General features: G+C 60.6%; 22 protein-coding genes. 8 read left to right on the top strand and 14 right to left on the bottom strand.

The window, feature by feature from the left end; translation table 11 throughout:
* Nucleotide 1 precedes the first annotated feature (1 nt).
* The 6 genes from OP10G_RS11085 to OP10G_RS11060 form a co-directional block, all read right to left on the bottom strand.
* Nucleotides 2–1,279, bottom strand: coding sequence for an alpha-amylase family glycosyl hydrolase (locus OP10G_RS11085; protein WP_025225823.1), 1,278 nt, complete (start codon nucleotides 1,277–1,279; stop codon nucleotides 2–4).
* A 32-nt stretch (nucleotides 1,280–1,311) separates the two neighbouring features.
* A complete protein-coding gene (locus OP10G_RS11080) occupies nucleotides 1,312–1,563 on the bottom strand; it encodes a hypothetical protein (protein WP_025225824.1) in 252 nt (83 codons plus the stop codon).
* 52 nt (nucleotides 1,564–1,615) lie between these two features.
* Complete coding sequence (locus tag OP10G_RS27730) at nucleotides 1,616–2,518, bottom strand: prepilin-type N-terminal cleavage/methylation domain-containing protein (protein ID WP_025225825.1); 903 nt, start codon at nucleotides 2,516–2,518, stop codon at nucleotides 1,616–1,618.
* Between the two features lie 32 nt (nucleotides 2,519–2,550).
* On the bottom strand, nucleotides 2,551–4,683 hold the full coding sequence (locus OP10G_RS11070; RefSeq protein WP_025225826.1) for an alpha amylase N-terminal ig-like domain-containing protein: 2,133 nt from the start codon (nucleotides 4,681–4,683) through the stop codon (nucleotides 2,551–2,553).
* Nucleotides 4,680–5,699 carry a LacI family DNA-binding transcriptional regulator gene (locus tag OP10G_RS11065; RefSeq protein WP_025225821.1) on the bottom strand — a complete coding sequence of 340 codons (1,020 nt, stop codon included), beginning with the start codon at nucleotides 5,697–5,699 and terminating at the stop codon, nucleotides 4,680–4,682. The genes OP10G_RS11070 and OP10G_RS11065 overlap by 4 nt, the downstream gene beginning before the upstream one ends.
* A 194-nt stretch (nucleotides 5,700–5,893) precedes the next feature.
* Nucleotides 5,894–7,006, bottom strand: coding sequence for a Zn-dependent alcohol dehydrogenase (locus OP10G_RS11060; protein WP_025225827.1), 1,113 nt, complete (start codon nucleotides 7,004–7,006; stop codon nucleotides 5,894–5,896).
* 125 nt (nucleotides 7,007–7,131) lie between these two features.
* On the opposite strand from OP10G_RS11060, the gene OP10G_RS11055 reads away from it, so the two are divergent.
* Nucleotides 7,132–7,818 (top strand): LamG domain-containing protein, encoded by a 687-nt coding sequence (locus OP10G_RS11055; protein WP_227625111.1) that lies wholly within the window; start codon nucleotides 7,132–7,134, stop codon nucleotides 7,816–7,818.
* Nucleotides 7,819–8,081: 263 nt separating this feature from the next.
* Here OP10G_RS11055 and OP10G_RS24445 read toward each other — a convergent pair whose 3' ends face one another.
* Nucleotides 8,082–9,104 (bottom strand): M42 family metallopeptidase, encoded by a 1,023-nt coding sequence (locus tag OP10G_RS24445; RefSeq protein ID WP_025225829.1) that lies wholly within the window; start codon nucleotides 9,102–9,104, stop codon nucleotides 8,082–8,084.
* 76 nt (nucleotides 9,105–9,180) lie between these two features.
* On the opposite strand from OP10G_RS24445, the gene OP10G_RS24440 reads away from it, so the two are divergent.
* From OP10G_RS24440 to OP10G_RS11030, 4 genes are all read left to right on the top strand, one after another.
* Nucleotides 9,181–10,134 carry a peptidylprolyl isomerase gene (locus OP10G_RS24440; RefSeq protein ID WP_025225830.1) on the top strand — a complete coding sequence of 318 codons (954 nt, stop codon included), beginning with the start codon at nucleotides 9,181–9,183 and terminating at the stop codon, nucleotides 10,132–10,134.
* Nucleotides 10,135–10,355: 221 nt separating this feature from the next.
* Entirely contained in the window at nucleotides 10,356–10,598 is a 243-nt protein-coding gene (locus OP10G_RS11040; protein WP_025225831.1) for an acyl carrier protein, read from the top strand.
* A complete protein-coding gene (fabF, locus tag OP10G_RS11035) occupies nucleotides 10,595–11,860 on the top strand; it encodes a beta-ketoacyl-ACP synthase II (protein ID WP_025225832.1) in 1,266 nt (421 codons plus the stop codon). The genes OP10G_RS11040 and fabF overlap by 4 nt, the downstream gene beginning before the upstream one ends.
* A gap of 110 nt (nucleotides 11,861–11,970) precedes the next feature.
* A complete protein-coding gene (locus tag OP10G_RS11030) occupies nucleotides 11,971–12,828 on the top strand; it encodes a tyrosine recombinase XerC (protein ID WP_025225833.1) in 858 nt (285 codons plus the stop codon).
* Between the two features lie 27 nt (nucleotides 12,829–12,855).
* Here OP10G_RS11030 and OP10G_RS11025 read toward each other — a convergent pair whose 3' ends face one another.
* On the bottom strand, nucleotides 12,856–13,221 hold the full coding sequence (locus OP10G_RS11025) for a hypothetical protein (protein WP_025225834.1): 366 nt from the start codon (nucleotides 13,219–13,221) through the stop codon (nucleotides 12,856–12,858).
* A 240-nt stretch (nucleotides 13,222–13,461) separates the two neighbouring features.
* Here OP10G_RS11025 and OP10G_RS11020 point away from each other — a divergent pair, with 240 nt between their 5' ends.
* Nucleotides 13,462–14,064, top strand: coding sequence for an RNA polymerase sigma factor (locus tag OP10G_RS11020; RefSeq protein WP_025225835.1), 603 nt, complete (start codon nucleotides 13,462–13,464; stop codon nucleotides 14,062–14,064).
* A 16-nt stretch (nucleotides 14,065–14,080) separates the two neighbouring features.
* Complete coding sequence (gene mtnA / locus OP10G_RS11015; RefSeq protein WP_025225836.1) at nucleotides 14,081–15,073, top strand: S-methyl-5-thioribose-1-phosphate isomerase; 993 nt, start codon at nucleotides 14,081–14,083, stop codon at nucleotides 15,071–15,073.
* Between the two features lie 175 nt (nucleotides 15,074–15,248).
* On the opposite strand, the gene OP10G_RS11010 is transcribed toward mtnA, so the two are convergent.
* The 3 genes from OP10G_RS11010 to OP10G_RS11000 all read right to left on the bottom strand — a co-directional run bounded on the left by OP10G_RS11010 (nucleotide 15,249) and on the right by OP10G_RS11000 (nucleotide 16,763).
* Complete coding sequence (locus tag OP10G_RS11010) at nucleotides 15,249–15,497, bottom strand: hypothetical protein (RefSeq protein WP_025225837.1); 249 nt, start codon at nucleotides 15,495–15,497, stop codon at nucleotides 15,249–15,251.
* 8 nt (nucleotides 15,498–15,505) lie between these two features.
* Nucleotides 15,506–16,297: a phosphatidylinositol-specific phospholipase C/glycerophosphodiester phosphodiesterase family protein gene (locus OP10G_RS11005; protein ID WP_420810109.1), complete on the bottom strand. Its 792-nt coding sequence runs from the start codon at nucleotides 16,295–16,297 to the stop codon at nucleotides 15,506–15,508.
* A gap of 64 nt (nucleotides 16,298–16,361) precedes the next feature.
* The gene (locus OP10G_RS11000) at nucleotides 16,362–16,763 is read right to left on the bottom strand and encodes a type II toxin-antitoxin system VapC family toxin (protein ID WP_025225839.1); all 402 of its coding nucleotides are present in this window, start codon (nucleotides 16,761–16,763) and stop codon (nucleotides 16,362–16,364) included.
* 441 nt (nucleotides 16,764–17,204) lie between these two features.
* Between OP10G_RS11000 and OP10G_RS10990 the strand changes: the two genes are divergently transcribed.
* Nucleotides 17,205–17,711, top strand: a complete 507-nt coding sequence (locus OP10G_RS10990) for a TspO/MBR family protein (protein WP_038472998.1) — start codon at nucleotides 17,205–17,207, stop codon at nucleotides 17,709–17,711.
* Between the two features lie 260 nt (nucleotides 17,712–17,971).
* Here OP10G_RS10990 and OP10G_RS10985 read toward each other — a convergent pair whose 3' ends face one another.
* The 3 genes from OP10G_RS10985 to OP10G_RS10975 form a co-directional block, all read right to left on the bottom strand.
* The gene (locus OP10G_RS10985) at nucleotides 17,972–18,544 is read right to left on the bottom strand and encodes a DinB family protein (protein ID WP_025225841.1); all 573 of its coding nucleotides are present in this window, start codon (nucleotides 18,542–18,544) and stop codon (nucleotides 17,972–17,974) included.
* A 32-nt stretch (nucleotides 18,545–18,576) separates the two neighbouring features.
* Entirely contained in the window at nucleotides 18,577–18,990 is a 414-nt protein-coding gene (locus OP10G_RS10980; RefSeq protein WP_025225842.1) for a RuvC family protein, read from the bottom strand.
* Between the two features lie 123 nt (nucleotides 18,991–19,113).
* A complete protein-coding gene (locus OP10G_RS10975) occupies nucleotides 19,114–20,673 on the bottom strand; it encodes a DUF3084 domain-containing protein (protein WP_025225843.1) in 1,560 nt (519 codons plus the stop codon).

Here is a 20,673-nt window from a genome sequence, read left to right as displayed (position 1 = left end):
ATTACCGGAAGAAAACTTTGCAGCCGTATGCCGGCAGCGAGATATTGGGCTCGAGGGTTGCCGGCTTGCCTGTCCAACCGTCGCGCCATGCCCCTTGACCCGCCTTTCCGAGACGTAGGTTGATCGGGCGGCTACGGACGTTTGCCACCACCAGCGCCTCATCCGCGCCCTGTTTCCGGACGAAAACGATCGCGTCGTCCGTCGAAACATCCGAGATCGTCCCGGTCCGTAGCGCCGCATGCCGTCGCCGAAGGTCGAAAAGAGCCGCTATCGCTTTGACGGCTTGCGGGTCGCGATTCCAGTCGATCGTGGAGTTCTCGAAGATAGGGATACGTTTCGGCCACGACACTTCCTGGCCGGTATAGATCAGGGGAGTACCGCCGTAAAGCGCGGTGACGGTGAAAGCGGTCTTCACCCCTTCGTCGGTCTTGAAGAAATCGAGGATCGTGCCCTGCCAAGCCGACTCGTCGTGGTTGGTCAGGAAGCGGAGGCGCCGGGCGCCCGGGGGAATATCTCGGCTCTCGGCCTGAACCGCGGAAACGAGATCGCTCGCCTTGGCGCCCTTGTAAATATCTCGAAGCTTGTGATAGAAATTCCAGCCGAAAGTGAGGTCGAATCCGGCCGCGTAATGGTCGGCCCGGAATCCCTCGGCGAGCATGAACAGCGGACGCCGCTGGCTCTTCCGCAACGTCGAAACCGCCTCTTTCCAGAAGTCGAAGGGCACGAAGTCCGCGGCATCGCAACGGAAGCCGTCGACCCCATACCGGTCGATCCAACCTTTCATGGAAGCGGTCATCGCCTTGCGGAGGTCGCGGTTATCGTAGTTGAGATCGGCGACGTCCTGCCAGTTCGTTCCGGCCGGAATCGTAATCTCGCCCTTGGCATCGTGCGTGTACCAATCCGGGTGGTTCTTGAGCCAAGGGTTGTCCCACGCGGTGTGGTTGGCGACCCAATCGAGGACCACCGCTATGTTTCGGCGGTGAGCTCCCTCAATCAGCCGTCGGAACTCCTCCGGAGTTCCGAACTCGGGATTCACCTTGTCGAAATCGGCGATCGCGTAAGGAGACCCCAACCCGCCTGCGGAACGGATCTTGCCAACGGGCTGAATCGGCATCAGCCAAAGAACGTTTACGCCCAGTTCATGAAGCGCGTCAAGCCGCTTCGAGACCCCGGCGAAGCCGCCACATGCTCGTAGATTTGCCTCGTAGACGACGGCGTCCTCGATCTTCGGAGAGCCAATCTGAGCAAGGCAAAAGGAAGCAAGCAGCGGCAGCAGCATGGTCGGCTCAGGCAGGGCGTCGGGACGGAAATTTAGTGAGGCGTCTGAGGAGCCCCGGTTTTGGGCGCCTTGTAGCCGGTCTTGTCCTCGATTTCCTTAATCCGCTGGGCCTTCATCTTAGCCGGCATCGGACTGGCATTGATGTAGTCGATCTGTTCCTTTGCAGGCAGCTTTTCGAGGGCGCTCTTAAGGTCCGTTTCGCTCATCGGCTCCGGCGCGTTGCCGATGTTGCAGCCGAAACAAGTCAAAGCGAGAACGCCGGCGATCCAGAATTTGCTTTTCATAGTTCTTATAGGGGCGGGCTCGGCGAAAAGCCGAGCCCGGTATCCCGAGGTCTTACTGGTTGTCCGAGCTGGCGTAGTTGGTTCCCCACCAGTTGTAGCTCTTGCCGTTGCAAGCGCCACCGGTGCCGGCCCACGCGTTGTCCGGAGGCGTGATGCCTTCGACGCTGCTGCAGGAGTTGTAGCTGTTGTTGTCGCCGTTGATACCAGGCAGAAGCTTGGTGATCGGGTAGGACTTGGCATGGCCGTCCATGTGGGCGGCGTTGGCCTGACCCGCGAAGTAGCTGAATTTCTGGCCCCAGAACGGAACGACGTTGTTGCCCGGATACTGAAGACCCGAGATCGGGAAGTCGGTCCAAAGAACGACCTTCGCGACGCTGACGAACGAGAGCGAACCCGGTCCGATACCGGTCACGCCTTCGCCGCCGGGGCTGCCGCTCGTCATGTTCGGAGCCGGCTCGTAGTAGTTGTACTGTCCCTTACAGGTCTTGCCGTCGTAACCAAAGAGATACTTGTTGATCTCATAGTCGAGAGGCGGGTAGATGTCGTTGTAGTACTTCGAGATGCCGACGGTGGAGACGCCGAGGCCGACGCAGCCATCGTTCGGATCCAGCATGTACGGACCGCCATTCGCGGCCTGCTTCCTCTGGATCGTTCCTTCCTTGGCCGAGCTCGCCGGATTCTTGAAGATGTCCTTGTTCTTGGTGTAGGGCAGAATTCGCGCGGCGAAGATGTACGGTTCGTACTCGATCGACGGCGCGAGCGAGTCGTCGGCGTCGTTCGCGTAAATGAACACCGCAGTCATGTTCTGCTTGATGTTGGACAGGTCGGAAGTCTTCTTGGCCGCAAGCTTCGCCTGGGCGAAGACCGGGAAGAGGATGGCGGCAAGGATCGCGATGATCGCGATGACGACGAGAAGCTCGATGAGCGTAAAGCCCGATCTTCGTTGACGGTTCATGAAATACCTCGAGAGAAAAGAATGGATTGCAGTTAGACCGAGGCGGGGCGGCGGCTGCCGCGGCCAAGGCGAGAGTGTCGAATAAGTCCTGATGGAGGGACAAGGATGGCCGCGCTTTTGGGCGCGAGCGAAAGACGGATCTGGCCTTGGGGGGAGAGCGTAGCCGCCTCACCGCCAAGTGCGTCGACGAGTTTCAGCCGACGATGAATAAGCCGGTCTAGAGAGAAAACGATCTGTTGCGGACGATCGGAGCGGTTTAGCGCAATGACGGCGATCTGCCCCTTGTCGGCGTCCAACACGCGGGCGTAGGTGGCGGTTCCGTTAGCGTCATTAGACCCAAGCGGAACCGGGTCGCCCGACTGCAAAGCCGGATTTGCGTTGCGAATGGCGATAAGTCGGCGGTAGTGAGTCAGGAACTCATTTCGGTCGGTTGCTTTGGCCCACTCCATCCCCCGACGATTCTCGGGATCTTTACCTCCCGACATTCCCAGCTCATCCCCGTAATAGATACTCGGCGTCCCTGCCCACGTGAACTGGATCGATGCGGCGAGCTTCGCCAGATCCTTGTCTTCGCCGCACATCGTAAGGATCCGGGGCGTATCGTGGCTCCCGATCAGGTTCATCGCGTTACGCGAAACTTGGGGGGCATATCGCGAATACGCCGCCATCAGACCGTTCATCAAATCGCTCGGCTTGCCCGAACCGTCCTTCCCTACGAAATTCAGGACCGCTCCGCGGAACGGGTAGTCCATGACCGAGTCCCATTGGTCGCCCTGCAGCCAGCGGGTAGCATCGCCCCATTCTTCGCCCAGTATCCAGTTCTGCGGATTAATGGACTTGACGGTACGGCGGAAATCGCGCCAAAAATCCATCGGCACTTCGTTCGCCACGTCAAGTCGCCAGCCCGCCACGTCGGCATGCTTGGCCCAGTAGACCGGGACGTCCAGCAGGTAGCGCCGAAACGCCGGGTTGGAGTGGTTGACCTTCGGCATCGAAGGGAAGTTAAACCAGGCGACGTAGTTCGGGTTCTCCTGGATCTTCACGGGGAACGACTTGAAGCCGTACCAGCCGGTGTACTTCGAAGCGGCGCCGTTCCGAACGACGTCGTCAAACGCGAAGAACTTGGTCGAAGTGTGGTTAAAAACTCCGTCGAGCACGGTTCGTATTCCGCGGCTCTTCAATTCTCTGGTCAACTGGCCAAACTCTTCGTTGGTCCCGATCTCCGGATCGACCTTCAGGTAGTCGATGGTGTCGTACCGGTGGTTGCTACCGGCCAGAAAAATCGGATTGAGGTAGAGCGTCTTAACTCCAAGACCCTCGAGATAGTCGAGGTGTTGGCGAATCCCCGCGATGTCGCCGCCAAAACGGTTGGAGTAGGTCGGCGTCGCGTTCCACGGCTGCACGTTCCGGGGATCGTTCTTCGTATCGCCGTTGGCGAATCGGTCCGGGAAAATCTGGTAGATAACGCCTTTTTCTACCCACGGCGGGACCTCGAACGGCTTGAACTTCTTCGCCTCGACCCGGTAGTCCGCAGAGTCGTTCAGGCCGTTCTTCCCAAACGGGAAGGTCTTGCGCCCGTCACGGAGCTCGAAGTGGTAGCTCAAGTCTCGCTTTCGGTCCCACGGGATGCTGACCGTGTAGCGCCGATACAAGTCGTCGATATCGGTCCCCTGCATCGGGAACGAGCCGACCCCTTTCACGACAACCTTTACGTCGGCGACGTCGTTTGGCCGGGTGCGAAGGCTGAGGGTCAGGTGGCCGCGGTCGAAGTTGAAGTACGGAATCTCCGTCGCGTGCTCAAGGGCGCTGGCGGCGACGACGCCGTCGTTCGGGGAAGCGGGCCGATCATAGTCGCCCGGCACGATGACGAGGACTGAGTTCACGTTTCCGTTGCCGTCTCCCTCGTTCGCCTGGGCCTTCGGATCGGTGATCCATTGATCGTCGACGACGAACTTGTAGCGGTACTTGCCGGGCCGAAGCGGAAGGGAAATGCTCCAGGCGCCGCCGGACAGTCTTAGGGGCGTCGCGTTCTTGTCCCAGCCATTGAACGTGCCGGCAATGGTCACTTGATGAACCGGTTTCGGCGGCACGAACGTGAACGTGTGCCGAACCTCTTGGGCCACGCCGGAGAAAACGCATGCCAACACGGCAAGAAACGAGTTCACGCTCTCACCTCAGCGGGTCTTGAGGAGCCTCGGATGCAAAGCTCGCAAGGAACGATGTCGCGGATCGGATCGGGGCACTCCCCCGTCTCGACGATCGCCAAAAGCTTGTGAACAGCCCGCTCCACGATCCCCTCGATACCGAGGCTCACCGAGGTAAGACCGCCCGGAATCAAATTGCAGAGCGAGCTGTCGTTGAAACCGACGAGCGCGATATCGTCCGGAATACGGATGCCCAAAGAGCGAGCCGCCAGCACCACCCCGAACGCCATGAAGTCGTCCAGCACCACCAGCGCCTCCGGCCGATGCTCCTGAGTCAAGATCCCGATCGCCTCGTCTCTGGCCGCTTCGAACCCGAACGAAGAGTGCCAAACCTTGACGGTGAGCTCCGCGCTCTTCATCGCCCGGCAGTACCCCGCGATCCGGTCTTCGCTTACCGTCAGCGACTGAGGACCCGCCAGCATCCCGATCCGCTTGTAACCGCCGTCTAAGAGGTGACGGGTCGCCATCTCTCCCGCTTTAACGTTGTCGTTATCCACGGAGGCGATCGCCTCGTTCTGGGGGTTGCCGATTAAAACGAACGGGAACTTATCCCGCTGCAAGAGCGCGATCCGCTCGTCCCGTCCTTCCGACTCAACGAGGATCAGGCCGTCAACCCTGCGCGTGCGGAGCATCTCGTCGTAGATCCCCTCTTGGGAGGCGTCGTCGGTTACGACGTCCACGCAGAGGTGGTACGGCTGGCCGCAGAGGAAGTCCATGATGCCGGCGATGAGGGCGGCGAAGAACGGATCGTCGGCGAGGCCGCCGTGAGGGCGCTTGAGCACGAGCCCGATGAGGCCAGTGCGCTGGAGGCGAAGGGAGCGGGCTCTTACGTCCGGCTGGTAGTTATGCTCCCGGATCACTGCCAGGATCCGGTCCCGCAACGAAGCCTCCACCCGGTCGTCGCCCGACAACACGCGCGAAACCGTGGCCTGGGATACATTCGCCTGCTTTGCGATATCGAGCTGGGTCACCCTCATTGGCGGTCCGTGAATACGAATTCGTATACGAATTCAGACGGATAGATTAGCACAAGAATTCGTATTCACGGATTATTCTCTAAAAATTCTAAAACAGTGGCTAATACACCACCGCAGTGCCGGCTTTCTGGCACCGGCTTCCAGCCAGTGCCCAGTGTCGGTAAAGGGCTACCGGCTGGAAGCCGGCGCCACGGCTAGAACTCGATGACGGAGCGGATGACGTCGCCGGTTTCCATCTGGTGGAAGGCGTCCTCGACGTCCTCCAGGCGGATCTTGCGGGTGACCATGCTATCCAGATCGAGCTTGCCCTGAAGGTAAAGCTGAGCCAGGAGCGGGAAGTCGAGCGACGGGAGCGCATCGCCGCAGTGGCAGACATGGAGGGCGGCCTTGTTCCAGTAGACACCGGTGGCCATATCACCGAGGTTCAGATTTACGCTGTCCGTCGCCGCCGGGAAGCCGATCGTCGTCGCCGTGCCGCCGTAAGCGAGCATCTTCACCGCCTGCTCGGTGCACTTGGGGATGCCGGTCGCCTCAAACGCGTACTCGACGCCGCCATCCCAACCGTCCTCGGTGAGCCGACGGACCTCTTGCACGGGGTCGACTTCCTTTGCGTTCACGGTGTGAGTCGCGCCAAAGTCTCGAGCCCACTCCAGCTTCGTCGGGTTCACGTCGACGGCGATGATCTGGCGGGCGTGCCGAAGCTTGGCCCCCTGGATGACGCTAAGCCCTACTCCGCCACAGCCGATGACCGCTACACGGCTTCCCGCCGCAACTGGCGTGGTGTTCATCGTGGCGCCCACCCCGGTAACGACGCCGCAGGCGATAAGGCACGCCTTATCGAGCGGCATCTCTTCCGGCATCTTGATCGCCGCTTTCGCGTGAACCACCGTGTGGGTCGCGAAGGTCCCACAACGCAGGACCTGCGAACACGTTGCTCCGTCGCTCTTGCGATGGATGCGCTGGCCCGGCCGAAGCGCCATGTAGCAATGCCGCGGGTCGCCTCGGCGGCACGCAGGACAGTTCTCGCAGGGGACGCGGTAGGCGATGACGACCGGGTCGCCCGGTTTGAGGTGGGTCACGCCTTCGCCGACCTGCTCCACGTATCCGGCCCCCTCGTGGCCGAGCACGATCGGGAACGCCATCCCGTTCCCGTTCAGCACTTTGACGGTGAGATCGGTGTGGCATACGCCGCTGGCTACGATCTTGACCAAAACTTCGTTCGGCCCGGGTGCGTCGACGACGATGTCACGGATAACGGCCGGCTCGCCCGGTGCTTCCAGGATTGCGGCTCTTCCCTCAGTTGCCATGTTTTATATCGTGGCACGAGTGCGGTCATAAAAATCGTTTGAACAATGTCTCCACGAAACGCCACCCACACGCAAGCGTCCGAGAAGGGAGCAGTTGAGGTGAGAAGATGGTTATCGGTGGATTGATGGCGTTTATGCTTGCGGCGCGACAGGAGATCGTGCCCGCGCTTTGGCTGGATCTGAAGGGGAACATCACGGTGGCCGGTCGGCCCGTCACCCCTCGAATCACGCCCGGAGCGAACCGGTTCCGCGGTCAAGACGGAGTGACCTATAACTTTTCCGGCCAGCACGGCGGCGTATTGTTCGACGACCTTCCGGCGCTAAAGCTCACTGGGTCGATGACGGTTTCAACTTGGATCTACCCACGCAGCTATGTCAACGACGGTCCCGGCGCGCAGATTCTGTTTCGCGGCGACGATCGCTGCGGATACGACACGTATTGGATGGTGGTCGAGGGAGACGGGACCATCAACTTCGCGGTCGGCAACGAGCGTGATCAGCAGATGAAGGTGAAGGCGGAGCTCCCGCTCAACCGCTGGACCCATATCACGGCGACGTTCGACGTGAAAACCGGCGAGTTGGCGATGTGGTTCGGCGACGAGCGGGTTGCCTACGCCCACACCTCGAGACGGCCGTTCGCCAACTTAGACCCGAAGCAGGCGCCCGGCGTGGGCATCGGCAACGTCCAGAACAACCTCGGACCGCACAACCAGCCATTCAACGGCATGCTAGCGGACTTACGCCTCTACCCCGCCGTTCTAACCCCAGAGGAAGCAGGTTTCAACGGGCGACCGAGGGTTGAAAACCCATAGCAACCGCGCAAGTTCTGTGACCCTCCCGACCATCCCGACCCGAAGGGTCACAAAACTTAGCCAGGGTGTCGAAGACCCCTGGTAAAGGAGGTTGTTCCCTACCCGGAAGGGTCGGGGATCTCCGCAAGACGGGTCTTTGGAGGGCAGTGAGAATCGGAGCTCTCCACCCCCAACCCCCTCCTCATCGCAACTGGAGCAAGGGCGGTAAACAGATAGCTTGTTCATGCGACGAGGAGGGGGCTCCGGACAACGGTTCGCAACCGTCACACCAAGACTCGAATAAGGCGCGAGGTCAGACGCGCGAGTTCGGACATGGAGTCGCGGTGGATGATCTCGTAGCCGTGGCTGTTGGCCATCGGGATGCCCAGGGTGATTGGGCGGGCGCAGAGGCCGCGGGAGGCGGCGAGGGAGGCATCGCTGCCGCCCCGGGAGAACGCTTGGAACTGCAAGTCCATGTTCAGCTCGCGGCCGATGTCGGCGAGCAGGTCGAGGTCGGCCGCCGTCGTGGCTCCATATCCGTCCAGCGCCCAAACCGTCGGCGTCGGAGATAGGTCGGCTTGGGCGTCGGGAACGAGCGCCCCGAGTTCTAACGCGATCACGACCGCCGGCCAGACGCGATGGAGCAGGAAAAGCGCCCCTTCCCCGCCCACCTCTTCGCTTGCGGTCGCGGCGAAGAGAACGTTGATCTCTAGATCCTTCAGATGCTCGAGCGCAAGTAACCAGGAGACCAGGTCCGCTCGGTCGTCCATGAAGTACCCCGCGACGTGGTCGCCGAGATAGGTCAGTTTGCGCCTCGACCTCGACACCACCACCCGAGTTCCTGGCCGGACGCCTCGCTCGGCGAGTTCCTCTGCGCTTCGTCCGGTAAAAACGGAAGCCGCGTCCCACTCGAGCCCCTTGTCCCGCGCCTTGACGACGTTGGACGATGGGTCTTCGGTGTGAATGCCGCCAAACCCGAGGACGCCCGGAAGCGAATCGCCCCTCGCGAGAATATCCACCGGACCCTCACCAAGCTTCCATGGATGCATTCCGCCCAGTCTTGTTACGGCAAGGCTGCCGTCCGGACGCACTTCGCGGACGATCATTGCGATTTCGTCCATGTGGGCGGTCACGACGACGTTAGGCGCACCGGAGCCGATCCACACGAGCAGGTTGCCCTTGGCGTCGACTTCCGGCTGCAAGCCCATGTACTCGACATGACGCCAAAGCGCCTCAGCAACTGCCTCTTCCTGACCAGGAGGGCCGGGAATCGACGTTAGCTCTTCCAGGAGAGCGATCGGGTCCATTTTTCCTCTAACTTGTCGCGTCGTTGCGTTCGCTGCTCTAGAGAGCGACGGTCCCAGCATGATAGCATCAGTTGCAATGAAGTGCCTTGCTTGGTTTTTGCTGGCTATTCCGTCTCTTTCCCTAGGCCAGGTCTCAGCGGATCATCCGTACAACGGAATTAATCGCCCCTTAACCGTAGATGTACGCATTCCACGCGGCGAACGGGGCGAGGCGGAGATTCGGCTGCTGGAAGCGGTGACCGCCGCAACCTCGAACAAAGCAAAGGTAAGCGCTGGCCGGATGGACCTCGCCAAGCTCTTTCCGGAGCTCTGGACCGCAAAACGCCCGAAACTGCTCTACGCCCAACTGGTCGTCGGCGGCCGAAAGATCGGACCGGCTTTGGTGCTTCAGCCGATGCTCAATCCCCCGATCTCGCGCTTGAAGGCGGACGGCAAGACCTTGGAATTCGTCCCGGATGACGACGGCCCTATGTATAACGGCATCCGAGCCTATGTCGATCAGGACATCGAATTCGACACGTCCCTAGGGTCCATGCGGTTCCGCATGCGGCCCGACGCCGCCCCCAATACGGCGTGGAACATCATGCAGCTCGTTAAGGGCGGCCTTTATACCGGGACGATCTTCCACCGGGTCGTCGCCAAGCGAGCCGACGGAACGCCGTTCGTGATCCAAGGCGGCGACCCGACCGGAACCGGAAGCGGCGGCCCGGGTTTTGCCTACCCACTCGAGAACTCAACGCTCCCTCACGACTTTGGCGTCATCTCGATTGCCCGATCCACCGATCCGAATACCAACGGATGCCAGATCTTCGTGTGCCTCAGCCGCGCCGGAACCAAGCACCTCGACGGCAAGTACGCCGCCTTCGGGCAGGCGATCTCCGGCGGTCAGACGATCCTGAAGATAGGAGCAGTGCCGGTAGGCAAGGAAGACCGGCCCACGAACCCGCCAAAGATCATTAACGCCCGCCTCGTTGACGCGGCGCCGTACGGCGAAGGTCCCAAGGCGCTCGTGAGGCCCTTGGCGGGCTAGCGGTTGGCGACCACCAGTGGCACTGGCATCTTGCCAGTGGGTCCCAGGGGCATCCTGCCCCTGGCCCTCATTCCACGACCGGTGCGGTCGTGAGGGGTTCATAGGCAGGGTGCCGATGCTACGTTTCGCACGACCAGGATGGTCGTGATACCCACGGGCTGGAAGCCGCGTGCCACGTTGGCGGGCGGGAGGGAGGGAAAGCTGGGTATCTTGCGAAAGATATGTCGCAGGACATTCTGAATCGAGTTAAAAAGGTCACCGTCGAAGAGCTGGGAGTTAAGGAAGAAGAGGTCGTCGAAAGCGCCTCCTTTACCGAGGACCTCGGCGCCGACAGCCTGGACGTCGTCGAGCTAGTCATGGCTCTTGAAGACGAATTCGGCATCGACATTCCCGACGAGGAGGTCGGCAACATCAAGACGGTAGGCGACGCAGTCACCTACATCACCTCCAAATCGAACGGATGAGCGAAGCCGAAGTCGGCGATCGACCCGCGACTAGCGGTCGCGTCGTCGTAACGGGCATTGGCGCGGTTACGCCGGTCGGTACGGGGATCGAGAAGTTCTGGCCCGCGATTCTAGCGGGCACGAACGGGGTCGCCCGCATCACCCTACTCGACCCCACCGACTACGCCACCCACATCGCGGCTGAAGTCAAGGACTTCAACGCCGAAGATTGGTTGGATAAGAAGGAAGCCCGTCGCATCGACCGATTTATTTCGTTCGCGGTCGCCAGCTCCACGATGGCACTCCAAGACTCGGGCATCGAGCTCACCGAGGAGTTGCGCGACGAATTCGGTGTTCTCATCGGCTCCGGCATCGGCGGCCTCACCTTCATGGGAGAGCAGCATCGTAAGCAGGTGGAGCAAGGCCCAAGCCGCGTTTCCCCCTTCTGGGTTCCGTACATGATTCCTGATATGGCGAGCGGCTACGTGTCGATCCTCAATGGACTGCGCGGGCCGAACTCCTGCACGGTTACCGCATGTGCGACCGGCTCCAACGCTATCGGCGACGCCTACCACATCATCAAACGCGGCGACGCGGTGGCGATGCTGGCCGGCGGATCGGAAGCGCCGATCAGCGAGATCGGCCTCGCCGCTTTTTGCGCGGCCCGCGCGATGACGACGCGCAACGACGATCCCGAGCACGCCTCGCGTCCCTTCGATAAAGAACGGGACGGGTTCGTCATCGGAGAGGGATCGGCGGTGCTGGTGCTGGAGGATCGCGACCACGCGATCGCTCGCGGCGCGAAAATTTACGGAGAGATCCTTGGCTACGGCATGAGCGGCGACGCCTTCCACATCACCCAGCCCCATCCGGAAGGAAGCGGAGCAATTCGGGCGATGAAGAAGGCGCTACGCAACGCCGGCATGTCCGCCGACGAGGTTGGCTACATCAACGCCCACGGGACTTCCACCTATTACAACGACAAGCTGGAGACGCACGCGATCAAGCAGGTTTTCGGTGAGGAAACGAAGGTTCCGATTTCGTCGACCAAATCGATGATCGGCCATTCGCTCGGCGCCGCCGGCGCGATCGAAGCCGTCATCTGCTTATTGGCGATGCGCGACGGCAAACTGCCGCCGACGATCAACTACGAGATCCCCGATCCGGAGTGCGACCTCGACTACATTCCGAACCAAGCCCGGGACGTGAAGACGAACGTGGCGCTTTCGAACTCGTTCGGCTTCGGCGGCCACAACGTGTCGCTGATCTTCCGAGGTGAGTAGTTGGCCTCGGCCCACTACTCCCCTCGGAGCGCGGACGTCCCGTCCGGCCCCCGGATCTTGGGCGTCCCACCCATATTCTTGCGTCCACATGGCTGAGCCGGGTCTAATCAATGGCCGACCTCGATCCCCTGATCCAACGATTCCTCGATCACCTGGCGGCGCGGCGCTCCGCAAACACCGTCCGTGCCTACGGGTCCGACCTGGCTCAGCTTTCGTCGTACCTCAATGGGGTATTCGACCTCGCCCCCGATCGGCTGCGGCTCTACCTCCGGAAGCACGCCCCGACGCCGGTGACGCGCGCTCGGAAACTCTCTACCCTGCGAGCCTTCGTGCGCTTCCTAAAGGCCATCCAGGAGCTTGACCATGACCCTACGGAGGCATTGGAAGCCCCGATTCGCCGGAAGCGGCTCCCAAAGGCGCTGAGCCAGCAACAGGCGGCGGAGCTGCTGGACCAGGAGGCGGACAACGCCCGCACCCCGGCGCGGGACCGGGCGATCCTGGAATTGATGTACGCGGCGGGTCTGCGGGTATCGGAAGCGGTCGGTCTCGACCTTGCGGATGTCGATCTGAAGGAACGAACGCTCAAAGTGCGGGGAAAGGGAAACAAGGAGAGGATCGCCCTGTTCGGTAAGACCGCCGCGTTTGCGCTCGAGGAGTATATGGCGACCGAACGGGTAAGCCCGCTCAGCGGATCGGCGATCTTCACGAACCCTAAAGGGGGGCGGCTGACCACCCGCTCGGTGCAGAATATCGTCAAGAGATGGGCGGTTCGGGTGGGATTGCCACCGGAAACCACGCCGCACACGTTGCGCCACTCTTTCGCCACCCATCTGCTGGATAACGGAGCCGATTTGAAATCGGTTCAGCAGTTACTTGGCCACGAGAGCCTGGCGACCACTCAGATCTACACTCACGTCAGCGTGGAGCGATTGCGAAAAGCGGTCGACTCGGCCCATCCAAAGGCGTAGATCATTGGCGGGACGCCGACGCCACGGTCATACCCAGGTCGAGGCGCGGCGGAAGATCTTGTATGTGACTGGCCGCCGGACGTGTCCGAAAACGAAATCCGGCCAGCCAACCATGAAGTCGAGCTCGTAATCTTCTTCCGGAGCGATGAGCACTAACGGCGTCGCGCACGCCGTGGGGTGTGCCATCTTCGCGAGCGCAAACTGTTCGTAGCCCCCGATCTTGTTCGGCTCGATTAGCGTGGCCATTAGATCCACGAACATCAGGTCCGCGCCATCGGCGGCCTCCAGCGCGGGCTTCCAATCGAAAAAGCATAAACACTCGTCCGAAGGATGGAACCCCTCGCGCGCAGAGGCTTCCAAATCTGGGTCCTTAGTGATCACAACGAACTTCATGCTCTTTCGAAGGTAGCCGCACCATGTGTAGGCGAGTCTTAGGTGTGCGAACTATACAACTCGTTAACCCCAGGAATCGTCCGGCTGGGAACATCGACCCACGAAAGGACCCTAGAAAAGGGTCGGCAAACTTCGAACCGAGCAACATATCAATATTCAGTGATATAATTTCGAAGCAGCGATGTCCTCTAAAGTGGGAACTGGCACGAGCCAGTTCCATTCCGAGCAAGGAGAACCAGCATGTGTGTAATCGAAGCCTCCCCAATATTAACCCTGCCGCGAACCGATACCGATCTCCAGCGATTTCAGGACATGATGGGGCAGACTCGCCGGCGCGCTTACACCATGGCGCTCCAACTCACCAGAAACCCGGCCGACGCCGAGGACCTCATGCAGGACACGTACGTAAAGGCATGGAAGGGGTTCGACAGCTATCTCCCGGGCCGGCCGTTTTTGAACTGGCTGCTGCGGATCATGCAACGAGCCTACTTGGACTCTCGGCGGCGGGACAACCCGATCCGAAAGGCCGAGTCTTTGAACTCGATGATCTCGCCGAGCGACGGTGAAGTTCAGGAGCTCCCGATCCCGGACGAGGGCCCGTCCCCCGACCAAGAAGTGCTTCAAGACGAGCTGCGTACGCAGCTCCACAAGGCGCTGCGCGAGCTTCCCGACGTCTACCGCGACGCGATCACCATGTGCGACCTGGACGGCATGTCGTACTCGGAGATCGCTGAAATCCAGCGAACGACGATCGGCACCGTTCGATCGCGCATTCACCGCGGGCGGCGTTTGCTGAGAGAGATCCTTCTGCAAAGCGGCGCCTTCGGTAATCGGCGATCCTAATCAGTAATCTGTTCGCATGAGATTGACCTCGATGCGCTGGGAAGACGGGCGGCTTTCGATGCTGGACCAGCGCGGGCTGCCCACCCGGGAAGAGTGGATTCCCCTCGCCGACCACCACCAGGTGGCGGAGTCGATTCGCGACATGGTCGTACGAGGGGCGCCCGCGATCGGCGTCGCCGCCGCTTATGGGCTTGCGTTGGCGGCGGCGAACGGCGCGGATATGGACGAGGCGGCCAAGGAGCTCGCCGCATCCCGCCCCACCGCGGTCAACCTCTTCTGGGCGATCGACCGAATTATGGCGCTCCCTTCGCTTAACGCGGAAGCGGTCCTAGCCGAGGCAAAGAAGGTCGAGGACGAGGATTACGAGATGAACCTCGCGATCGGACGCCATGGCCAAGAGCTGATTCACCCCGGCTGGAACGTCCTCACTATCTGCAATACCGGCGCTCTCGCCACCGCCGGCCACGGGACCGCACTCGGTGTCATCCGATCGGCGCACGACGCCGGCAAGGAGATCCACGTCTGGTCCTGCGAGACACGCCCCCGCCAGCAAGGGCTACGTCTTACCGCCTACGAACTGACGAAAGAGGGGATTCCGTTCCACAGCATCGCCGACAGCGCCGCCGCTTCCCTGATGCGGGATGGGAGGGTCGACTGTGTCATCGCGGGCGCCGATCGGATCGCCGCCAACGGCGACACCGCCAACAAGATCGGCACCTATTCCCTCGCCGTCCTTGCCCGCCACCACGGAATCCCGTTCTTCATCGCCGCGCCGACGTCGACTCTCGACACTAAGCTGCCGAATGGCGACGCGATCCCGATCGAAGAACGCGGAGCGGAGGAGATCACCCACATCGAGGGAATTCAGATCGCGCCGGAAGCCTGCCATGTCTTCAACCCCGGCTTCGACGTCACGCCGGGCACCCTGATCGACGCGATCATCACCGAAGAAGGCGTCCACAGCGGCCCATATTCGTTCCTCTCGGAACGAGACATTTCGAGTCTCTGACCTTTTGGGAGTGCGCGAAGCTCTTCGCGCTTTTCCCCAGCGCGGAGCGCCTGCCCAATATTTAGACTCAAAAGGTCACTCCCGGACCGTCGGTCTCCAAACCCGCCCCCGGCGAACGTACGTTCGCCATGTCCTGGAAGGACATGGGACCCACTGGCTGGAAGCCAGTGCCACATTACACCTTGGCGCTTTGTCGGATGCGGTAGGCGCAGAACCAGTGCCAGACCGTGAGACCAAAGAAGGCGATGGCAGCAGTGAGAATGCTTTCAAAGATGATCACCGCCGCAAAGGCATAGAAATACAGGGGAAGACCCCGAACGGCGGAGGGGCGGAGGCCGTCGCCGCGCAACGCCTGTAAGGACCAGACGATGTTAAAGGCATCGAACAGAAGTCCCAAAAACAGGACGGGTAAGCCGACAATCATTTAGCGCGTTACGACCGGGATCGGAGATAGGATGCCAGGCCCTTTAGGTCATCCGTGTTGATGAGATCGACGCCCGCGTTGTACAGGAGTTGCCATGCCGCGAGCTTGTCGGGCGCGCCCCAGAACCGGACTTGCTGGCCCTGCCGGTGGGCTTTGCTCACGATGTCCGTCAACTTGGTCCGATCCGTATCCGACATCGGGCCGACCCCACGCCATGAGAAGAGGGGCGAAAAGCTGGAGCTGACGAGCGGGGCAATGGCCGACGGTCGTTCCCCGGCGTAATCATCGTCGAGCCTTCCGTCCAGCCACATGCACCGGCGCTTGTCGGCCACCAGCTTCTTTACCGGACGGTCGCCCGAGAGAACGATATCGACGGCGCCGGATCGTCTTCGCCCGTTGGCGTATTCGGATAGCATCGCGCGATATTTGGGCAACCGCGTGCGAAGCTCGGCATAAATCGCCTCGCCGTCTGCCTTGATGTCCACCAGCAACGTGAACCGTTCGGCCTTTTGGTAGACGTGACCTTTCCGAGCCTTTACTCGCTCCAAGAGCGGGTCAAGGTAGAGCTTCTCCAATGTTCGTCCTGCCACGAGATCTTTCCGGTCGTGTCCCACTCGCAGTTCGCCCTCGACGAGGTAGATATCCGCCTCCACCGAGGAGAACCCCTGCTCGAGCGCATCCTCGAGCGGCCGGGCATGCTCGTAATCGTTATGCGCATGCGCCCGCGTAAGCGGCGTCGGATCGGTCATGACAGTCAGAAGGGCGAAAGCGGCGAGCACCTCTCTAGTTTTCCTTATGATCGGATCGGCGAGGCGACGACTTCATTGCAGCCCTTATAACTCCGGAGATATGGGAGGACTCCATTCAACTCTCCCAGTCTTCGAGCGGAAGTCCAGGAACCCTAGCAAACTCCTTCAGGTTGTGCGTTACCAACGTCAACCTCAGTTCCAGCGCGGACGCAGCGATCTGCAAGTCATACGGACCGATGAGGTTTCCTTGTTTGACAAGAATCGCCCGCAGTTCGGCAGCCTTGTCGGCAATACGCTCGTCAAATGGATGGCAGGTCAGTGGGTCGGAAAACTTGCGAACGATTTCCAACTCTCGCACAGGATCACGACTCAAGAGAGCCCCGAATACGAGTTCGGAACGGACCGTGGCACAAATCGATAATTCGTTGGGATTTCGCGATCGGAACCGTTCAAGGAGGGTGTGATTTCGTCCTCTCAAAAACTCAATGCAGGTATTGGTATCTAAAAGATACGTCACTGAATAGGCCTAGGTCTTTCGAAATCACCTTGCGGATGACGAACGAAGGAATCGTCGTGAATCGCCCCAAAAGTCTCGGAGAAGTAGCCTTGAGGCCAAACAGAAACGGGGGTCGCCGCGATCACGGTGACCTGGACGCGTTCACCACGCCTAAAAGGTAGGTGCTCCAGATGGAGACCACCCTCCTGACCAATCGTCGCCTCAGTGTGAAACGATTCCATACCTCCATTCTATTCGAAGGACGCTCATGCCTCGTCCGGGACGTGAAGGTAACAGTTCTGGTCACGCCCGTCGGGCATCGGTCTCAAAGGACAAGGTCTTAACCCACCCGTCGCGTAGCATCGGAACGAGCAAAGCTTTTGCTGACGGGCCGGTAATCCTTGCTTTGCAAACGAATGGACCCGCTACGTTAACCCTAGAGGTGCCATATTGAGAGCGGCTATGGCCGAAGCGAGCGTCCCTCGACGAAATCCGGTGATCGCACTGCTGCTGTTTCTCACCGCAAGTTATGCAGCAGGGTTCGTCGGCGCGTTGGCGACGAACCAAAGCCTGCCGTTCTCCTACATCGTCTTGAGCAAGCCGGCCTGGGCGCCTCCCGGCTGGTTATTCGCACCGGTCTGGACCGTTTTGTATGGGCTGATGGGTTGGTCGGCATGGACCGTCTGGTCGGTACCTCCCGGCGAGGTTCCGAGCGGACGCAGGACATGGGCGCTAGCGATGTTCTTCGTTCAGCTCGTGCTGAATGCGCTATGGCCGTGGATCTTCTTCGGCTGGCAACTGCTTCGGATCGGCCTTTTTGAGATTTGCCTTTTGTGGCTGGCGATTTTAGCAACCACGGTCATGTTCGCCCGCATCCGCCCTGCCGCCGGTTGGCTACTCGCCCCCTACCTAGCCTGGGTCACCTATGCGACGGCGCTAAACTGGGCGATCTTTCGGCTAAACCACTAGCCGACCGTGAAGGCTCATTCTTGGAACATTTGGAGAGGCTCTGCGACCCCTTCAGGGTCGGTCGAGGGGCGGCCGTTTTGTCCCGGGGTGGGAAACCCCGGGCTAATTCCTGTGACCTCTCCGAGGGTCGGGAACGGATGCTGCATTTTACGGCGAAGTCGTGTAGGCGCAGGTTGGTTCGTACCTGCGGACAGTCCCCAAAGGCCGACCAAGTTCATCAAGAACATGCGAAGAATGAAGGTTGACCGTCTACTGGCCGATCACGCAATTTTCGACTTGGGAAAACGAGGATCGGCAAGGAGCGCCTCGATCTGCCCCCAGTGATACTCCTCATGAAGGACAAGGCTGTGAAGGTACGGAACGAAGCCGGGCCGGAACTTGGGGCTGACCGGGGACACGACCTTAAGCTTGGCTAGCTGGTACGCGTCAGCTTTCTCGATAAGCGCTCGGAGCTTGTCGTGCAGCTCAAAGAATCGACGCACGGCTTCTTTCGGGTCGGGCGCCTGGTCCGGCTCGAACATTGGCGGCACTGGCGGCTTGATCGGGAAGGTAGGCCCCATCATCTTCACAAAAACCCTATCCATGAATCCGTACTTGACCAGCCGGTCTCGCTCCGTACCCGCGGGCGAGGCAGATAACAGCGCGGCCTCGAAATTCGGAATACATAGGGCATGCGTCTTGTTTAGGTGATCCAGGACGCGGGCAACACTCCAGCGGTCTTCGGCCGGACTCCATGTGAGTTTGGCGGCCGAAAGCGGCTTTACCTTCGCCGCCTTGGCACGCGTCGCATCGGCTAGCCGGACAAATTCCTCGAATTGGGGCCGGAGTGACATCGAATCTATTCTGACTTAGCGGCGCATTCCGATCAGCTATGCAGCAGAACTCGCTCGGCCAGAATCATGGCAACGAAATCGTCCACCGGGTCCGGGGGAACCTGGAGGGTGGAGGGAACGAGGCGGCGCCACCCTTTGCGCGGGTTGTGGACCCAATAACGCTCTCGGGCATGCATCGACGTATCCTTCTCATCGACGACCAGGATCCCGATGCCCACATGCTTCTCCCGGATCTCGCTCACGATCTCCCGGCTTTGGGTGCCGCCTCCGACGATGATGAGCTGGTAGGGGGCGATCCGCTGCAACTCGCCCAGCTTGCCCAAAACAGAGTCGCGCGGGACAACCGCTCGCCAAAGAAGCTCAATTTGGTTCTGCCCATCGCGGCGAACGAGCGCCATTCCGCACTTGCTGGTGCCGGGGTCTATGGCGAGGACGGTCTTTTCCATGGGTCGACTACGGATAGTCCGAATGATCGGACGTTAAGACCACCCTGATTGTTGAGCTGATCTGAATGGCCTACCCAAAATGGACGATCACGCCCAAGGTCCTGCACCAATTTTCTCCGCTTACTACCGGATCACGTACCGAAGCTTCAACGGATCGCCCGCGCGGGTGTCGTTCTCCGCCACCGCGCGCAACCGAACAAACCCGCCGCTCCGCCTAACATCGGTTACAAGTCGCCATACCTGTTCGGACGGAAGAGCTGCCGTAGAATCCAGAATGGTGCGAGGAAGCATTTTGTCTTGCTTTGCCCTATCCCGCACTTTCACTCCCAGTCCGCTTATCCCGGCCATGATCGCGGCGGGATCTTTGCGGCCGTCCAGCTTCGTTTCCGCCACCACTTCGTCGCGATGGTAAACCAGCGGATTGGGCATCCAGGCGACCTCGAGCGATACCGGCTCCCCCTTGAAGGCGTTGACGCTCGAGAGAGCGACCAGCACCATCGGCTCCTTCGCTCCGGTGATCCCGGCTACGATCTCCCGTTCGATGTCGGCCGTCGGAATCTGCCTGCCGGTGCGGGTATCGCGATGCTCGAAGATTCCCGCCTCCGGGTATGGATCGTTCGGCTTCGCGCCGGCGGAGAGTGCGGCGGTCCGGGCGGTACGGAGCAGCACCTGAAGAGCAGCCGCCGCCTTGGTCGCGCTGAGCCCGGGTTCGATCGACAGTCGTGCCACTTCCTCCCCCTTTAAGTAAGTCGGGGGCGCGTCGCGAGCATGGTCCCCGATGATCTTGTAAGTCACGGCGGCCCGCTGAGCTTCGCTCAGATCGCCCATCACCGCGCTGAGCTCGCGCTGACTTTTATCGAGATCCCGCTGAGTATCCGCAAGCTCGGTCTTCGCTTGATTCAGCTTCTGAGTCGCTTCCGATTGGTCTCGTTCCAATCCCGAGATTTGGGTCTGCAGTCCCGAAATCCGCGATTTGAAGTCGCCGATTTGCAGATCGAGGTTCCTCTTCTCGAACTCGAGCTGCATGATGTCCGAGTCGGCCTCGCCCTTCTGTTGAATCAGTTTGTGATATTGGTTTTGAACCACCGCGAGGCGGGCGTTGAAACCCCTCAGCTCGGACTTGGCGTTGCCAAGCTGAGTTCGAGTCTGATTCAGGCTCGTCTGCCCCCGCTTCACTTCAAGGTTTGCCACTCGAATCTGGCTAGCCAATCGGAGAACTTTAGCGTTGTTACGATCCAGCTCCCGCTTCTTTTCCGCGATTTCGGCTTTTTGGCGGAGCTGCTCGTTCGTCAACCCCTTGTTGATCTTAAGCAGACCGGAGTTTTTCGCGTTGAGCAAGGCAACTCCCGCTTCCGTCTGCTCCCGCTCCCGGCGGGCGGAGTCGCGCTCTTTGATGGCCGTATCCCGCTCTCCGATGGCCCGGTCGCGCTCCCCGATCGCGCGCCGGCCGTCAGTAATCCACTGCCGCACCCCCGAGCTCCCAGCCGCCACGATCAGGATCGTGACCAGCGAAACGAGAACTCCGGCGAGGGCGGTACCGATCTGCGCCACCCGTTTGGGACGGAGCCCCCGCACGTGAAGACGCTTCTTCCCCAGCCGTCGCCCCAGGTCGTCGGCAAGCACGGCAATGGCTCCCGACATCAGGACGATTAGGATCAGGAACCCAAGAGGAAGAAGGTCCAC

This window comes from Fimbriimonas ginsengisoli Gsoil 348 (assembly GCF_000724625.1).
GTDB lineage: Bacteria > Armatimonadota > Fimbriimonadia > Fimbriimonadales > Fimbriimonadaceae > Fimbriimonas > Fimbriimonas ginsengisoli.
This window is presented reverse-complemented; position numbering and strand designations above follow the sequence as displayed.

Bases quoted from the DNA above. Each gene is read 5' to 3' on its own strand.
- OP10G_RS11085 (WP_025225823.1), bottom strand. From the start codon at position 1,279: ATGCTGCTGCCGCTGCTTGCTTCCTTTTGCCTTGCTCAGATTGGCTCT.
- OP10G_RS11080 (WP_025225824.1), bottom strand. From the start codon at position 1,563: ATGAAAAGCAAATTCTGGATCGCCGGCGTTCTCGCTTTGACTTGTTTC.
- OP10G_RS27730 (WP_025225825.1), bottom strand. From the start codon at position 2,518: ATGAACCGTCAACGAAGATCGGGCTTTACGCTCATCGAGCTTCTCGTC.
- OP10G_RS11065 (WP_025225821.1), bottom strand. From the start codon at position 5,699: ATGAGGGTGACCCAGCTCGATATCGCAAAGCAGGCGAATGTATCCCAG.
- OP10G_RS11060 (WP_025225827.1), bottom strand. From the start codon at position 7,006: ATGGCAACTGAGGGAAGAGCCGCAATCCTGGAAGCACCGGGCGAGCCG.
- OP10G_RS11055 (WP_227625111.1), top strand. From the start codon at position 7,132: ATGGCGTTTATGCTTGCGGCGCGACAGGAGATCGTGCCCGCGCTTTGG.
- OP10G_RS24445 (WP_025225829.1), bottom strand. From the start codon at position 9,104: ATGGACCCGATCGCTCTCCTGGAAGAGCTAACGTCGATTCCCGGCCCT.
- OP10G_RS24440 (WP_025225830.1), top strand. From the start codon at position 9,181: ATGAAGTGCCTTGCTTGGTTTTTGCTGGCTATTCCGTCTCTTTCCCTA.
- OP10G_RS11040 (WP_025225831.1), top strand. From the start codon at position 10,356: ATGTCGCAGGACATTCTGAATCGAGTTAAAAAGGTCACCGTCGAAGAG.
- fabF (WP_025225832.1), top strand. From the start codon at position 10,595: ATGAGCGAAGCCGAAGTCGGCGATCGACCCGCGACTAGCGGTCGCGTC.
- OP10G_RS11030 (WP_025225833.1), top strand. From the start codon at position 11,971: ATGGCCGACCTCGATCCCCTGATCCAACGATTCCTCGATCACCTGGCG.
- OP10G_RS11025 (WP_025225834.1), bottom strand. From the start codon at position 13,221: ATGAAGTTCGTTGTGATCACTAAGGACCCAGATTTGGAAGCCTCTGCG.
- OP10G_RS11020 (WP_025225835.1), top strand. From the start codon at position 13,462: ATGTGTGTAATCGAAGCCTCCCCAATATTAACCCTGCCGCGAACCGAT.
- mtnA (WP_025225836.1), top strand. From the start codon at position 14,081: ATGAGATTGACCTCGATGCGCTGGGAAGACGGGCGGCTTTCGATGCTG.
- OP10G_RS11010 (WP_025225837.1), bottom strand. From the start codon at position 15,497: ATGATTGTCGGCTTACCCGTCCTGTTTTTGGGACTTCTGTTCGATGCC.
- OP10G_RS10990 (WP_038472998.1), top strand. From the start codon at position 17,205: ATGGCCGAAGCGAGCGTCCCTCGACGAAATCCGGTGATCGCACTGCTG.
- OP10G_RS10985 (WP_025225841.1), bottom strand. From the start codon at position 18,544: ATGTCACTCCGGCCCCAATTCGAGGAATTTGTCCGGCTAGCCGATGCG.
- OP10G_RS10980 (WP_025225842.1), bottom strand. From the start codon at position 18,990: ATGGAAAAGACCGTCCTCGCCATAGACCCCGGCACCAGCAAGTGCGGA.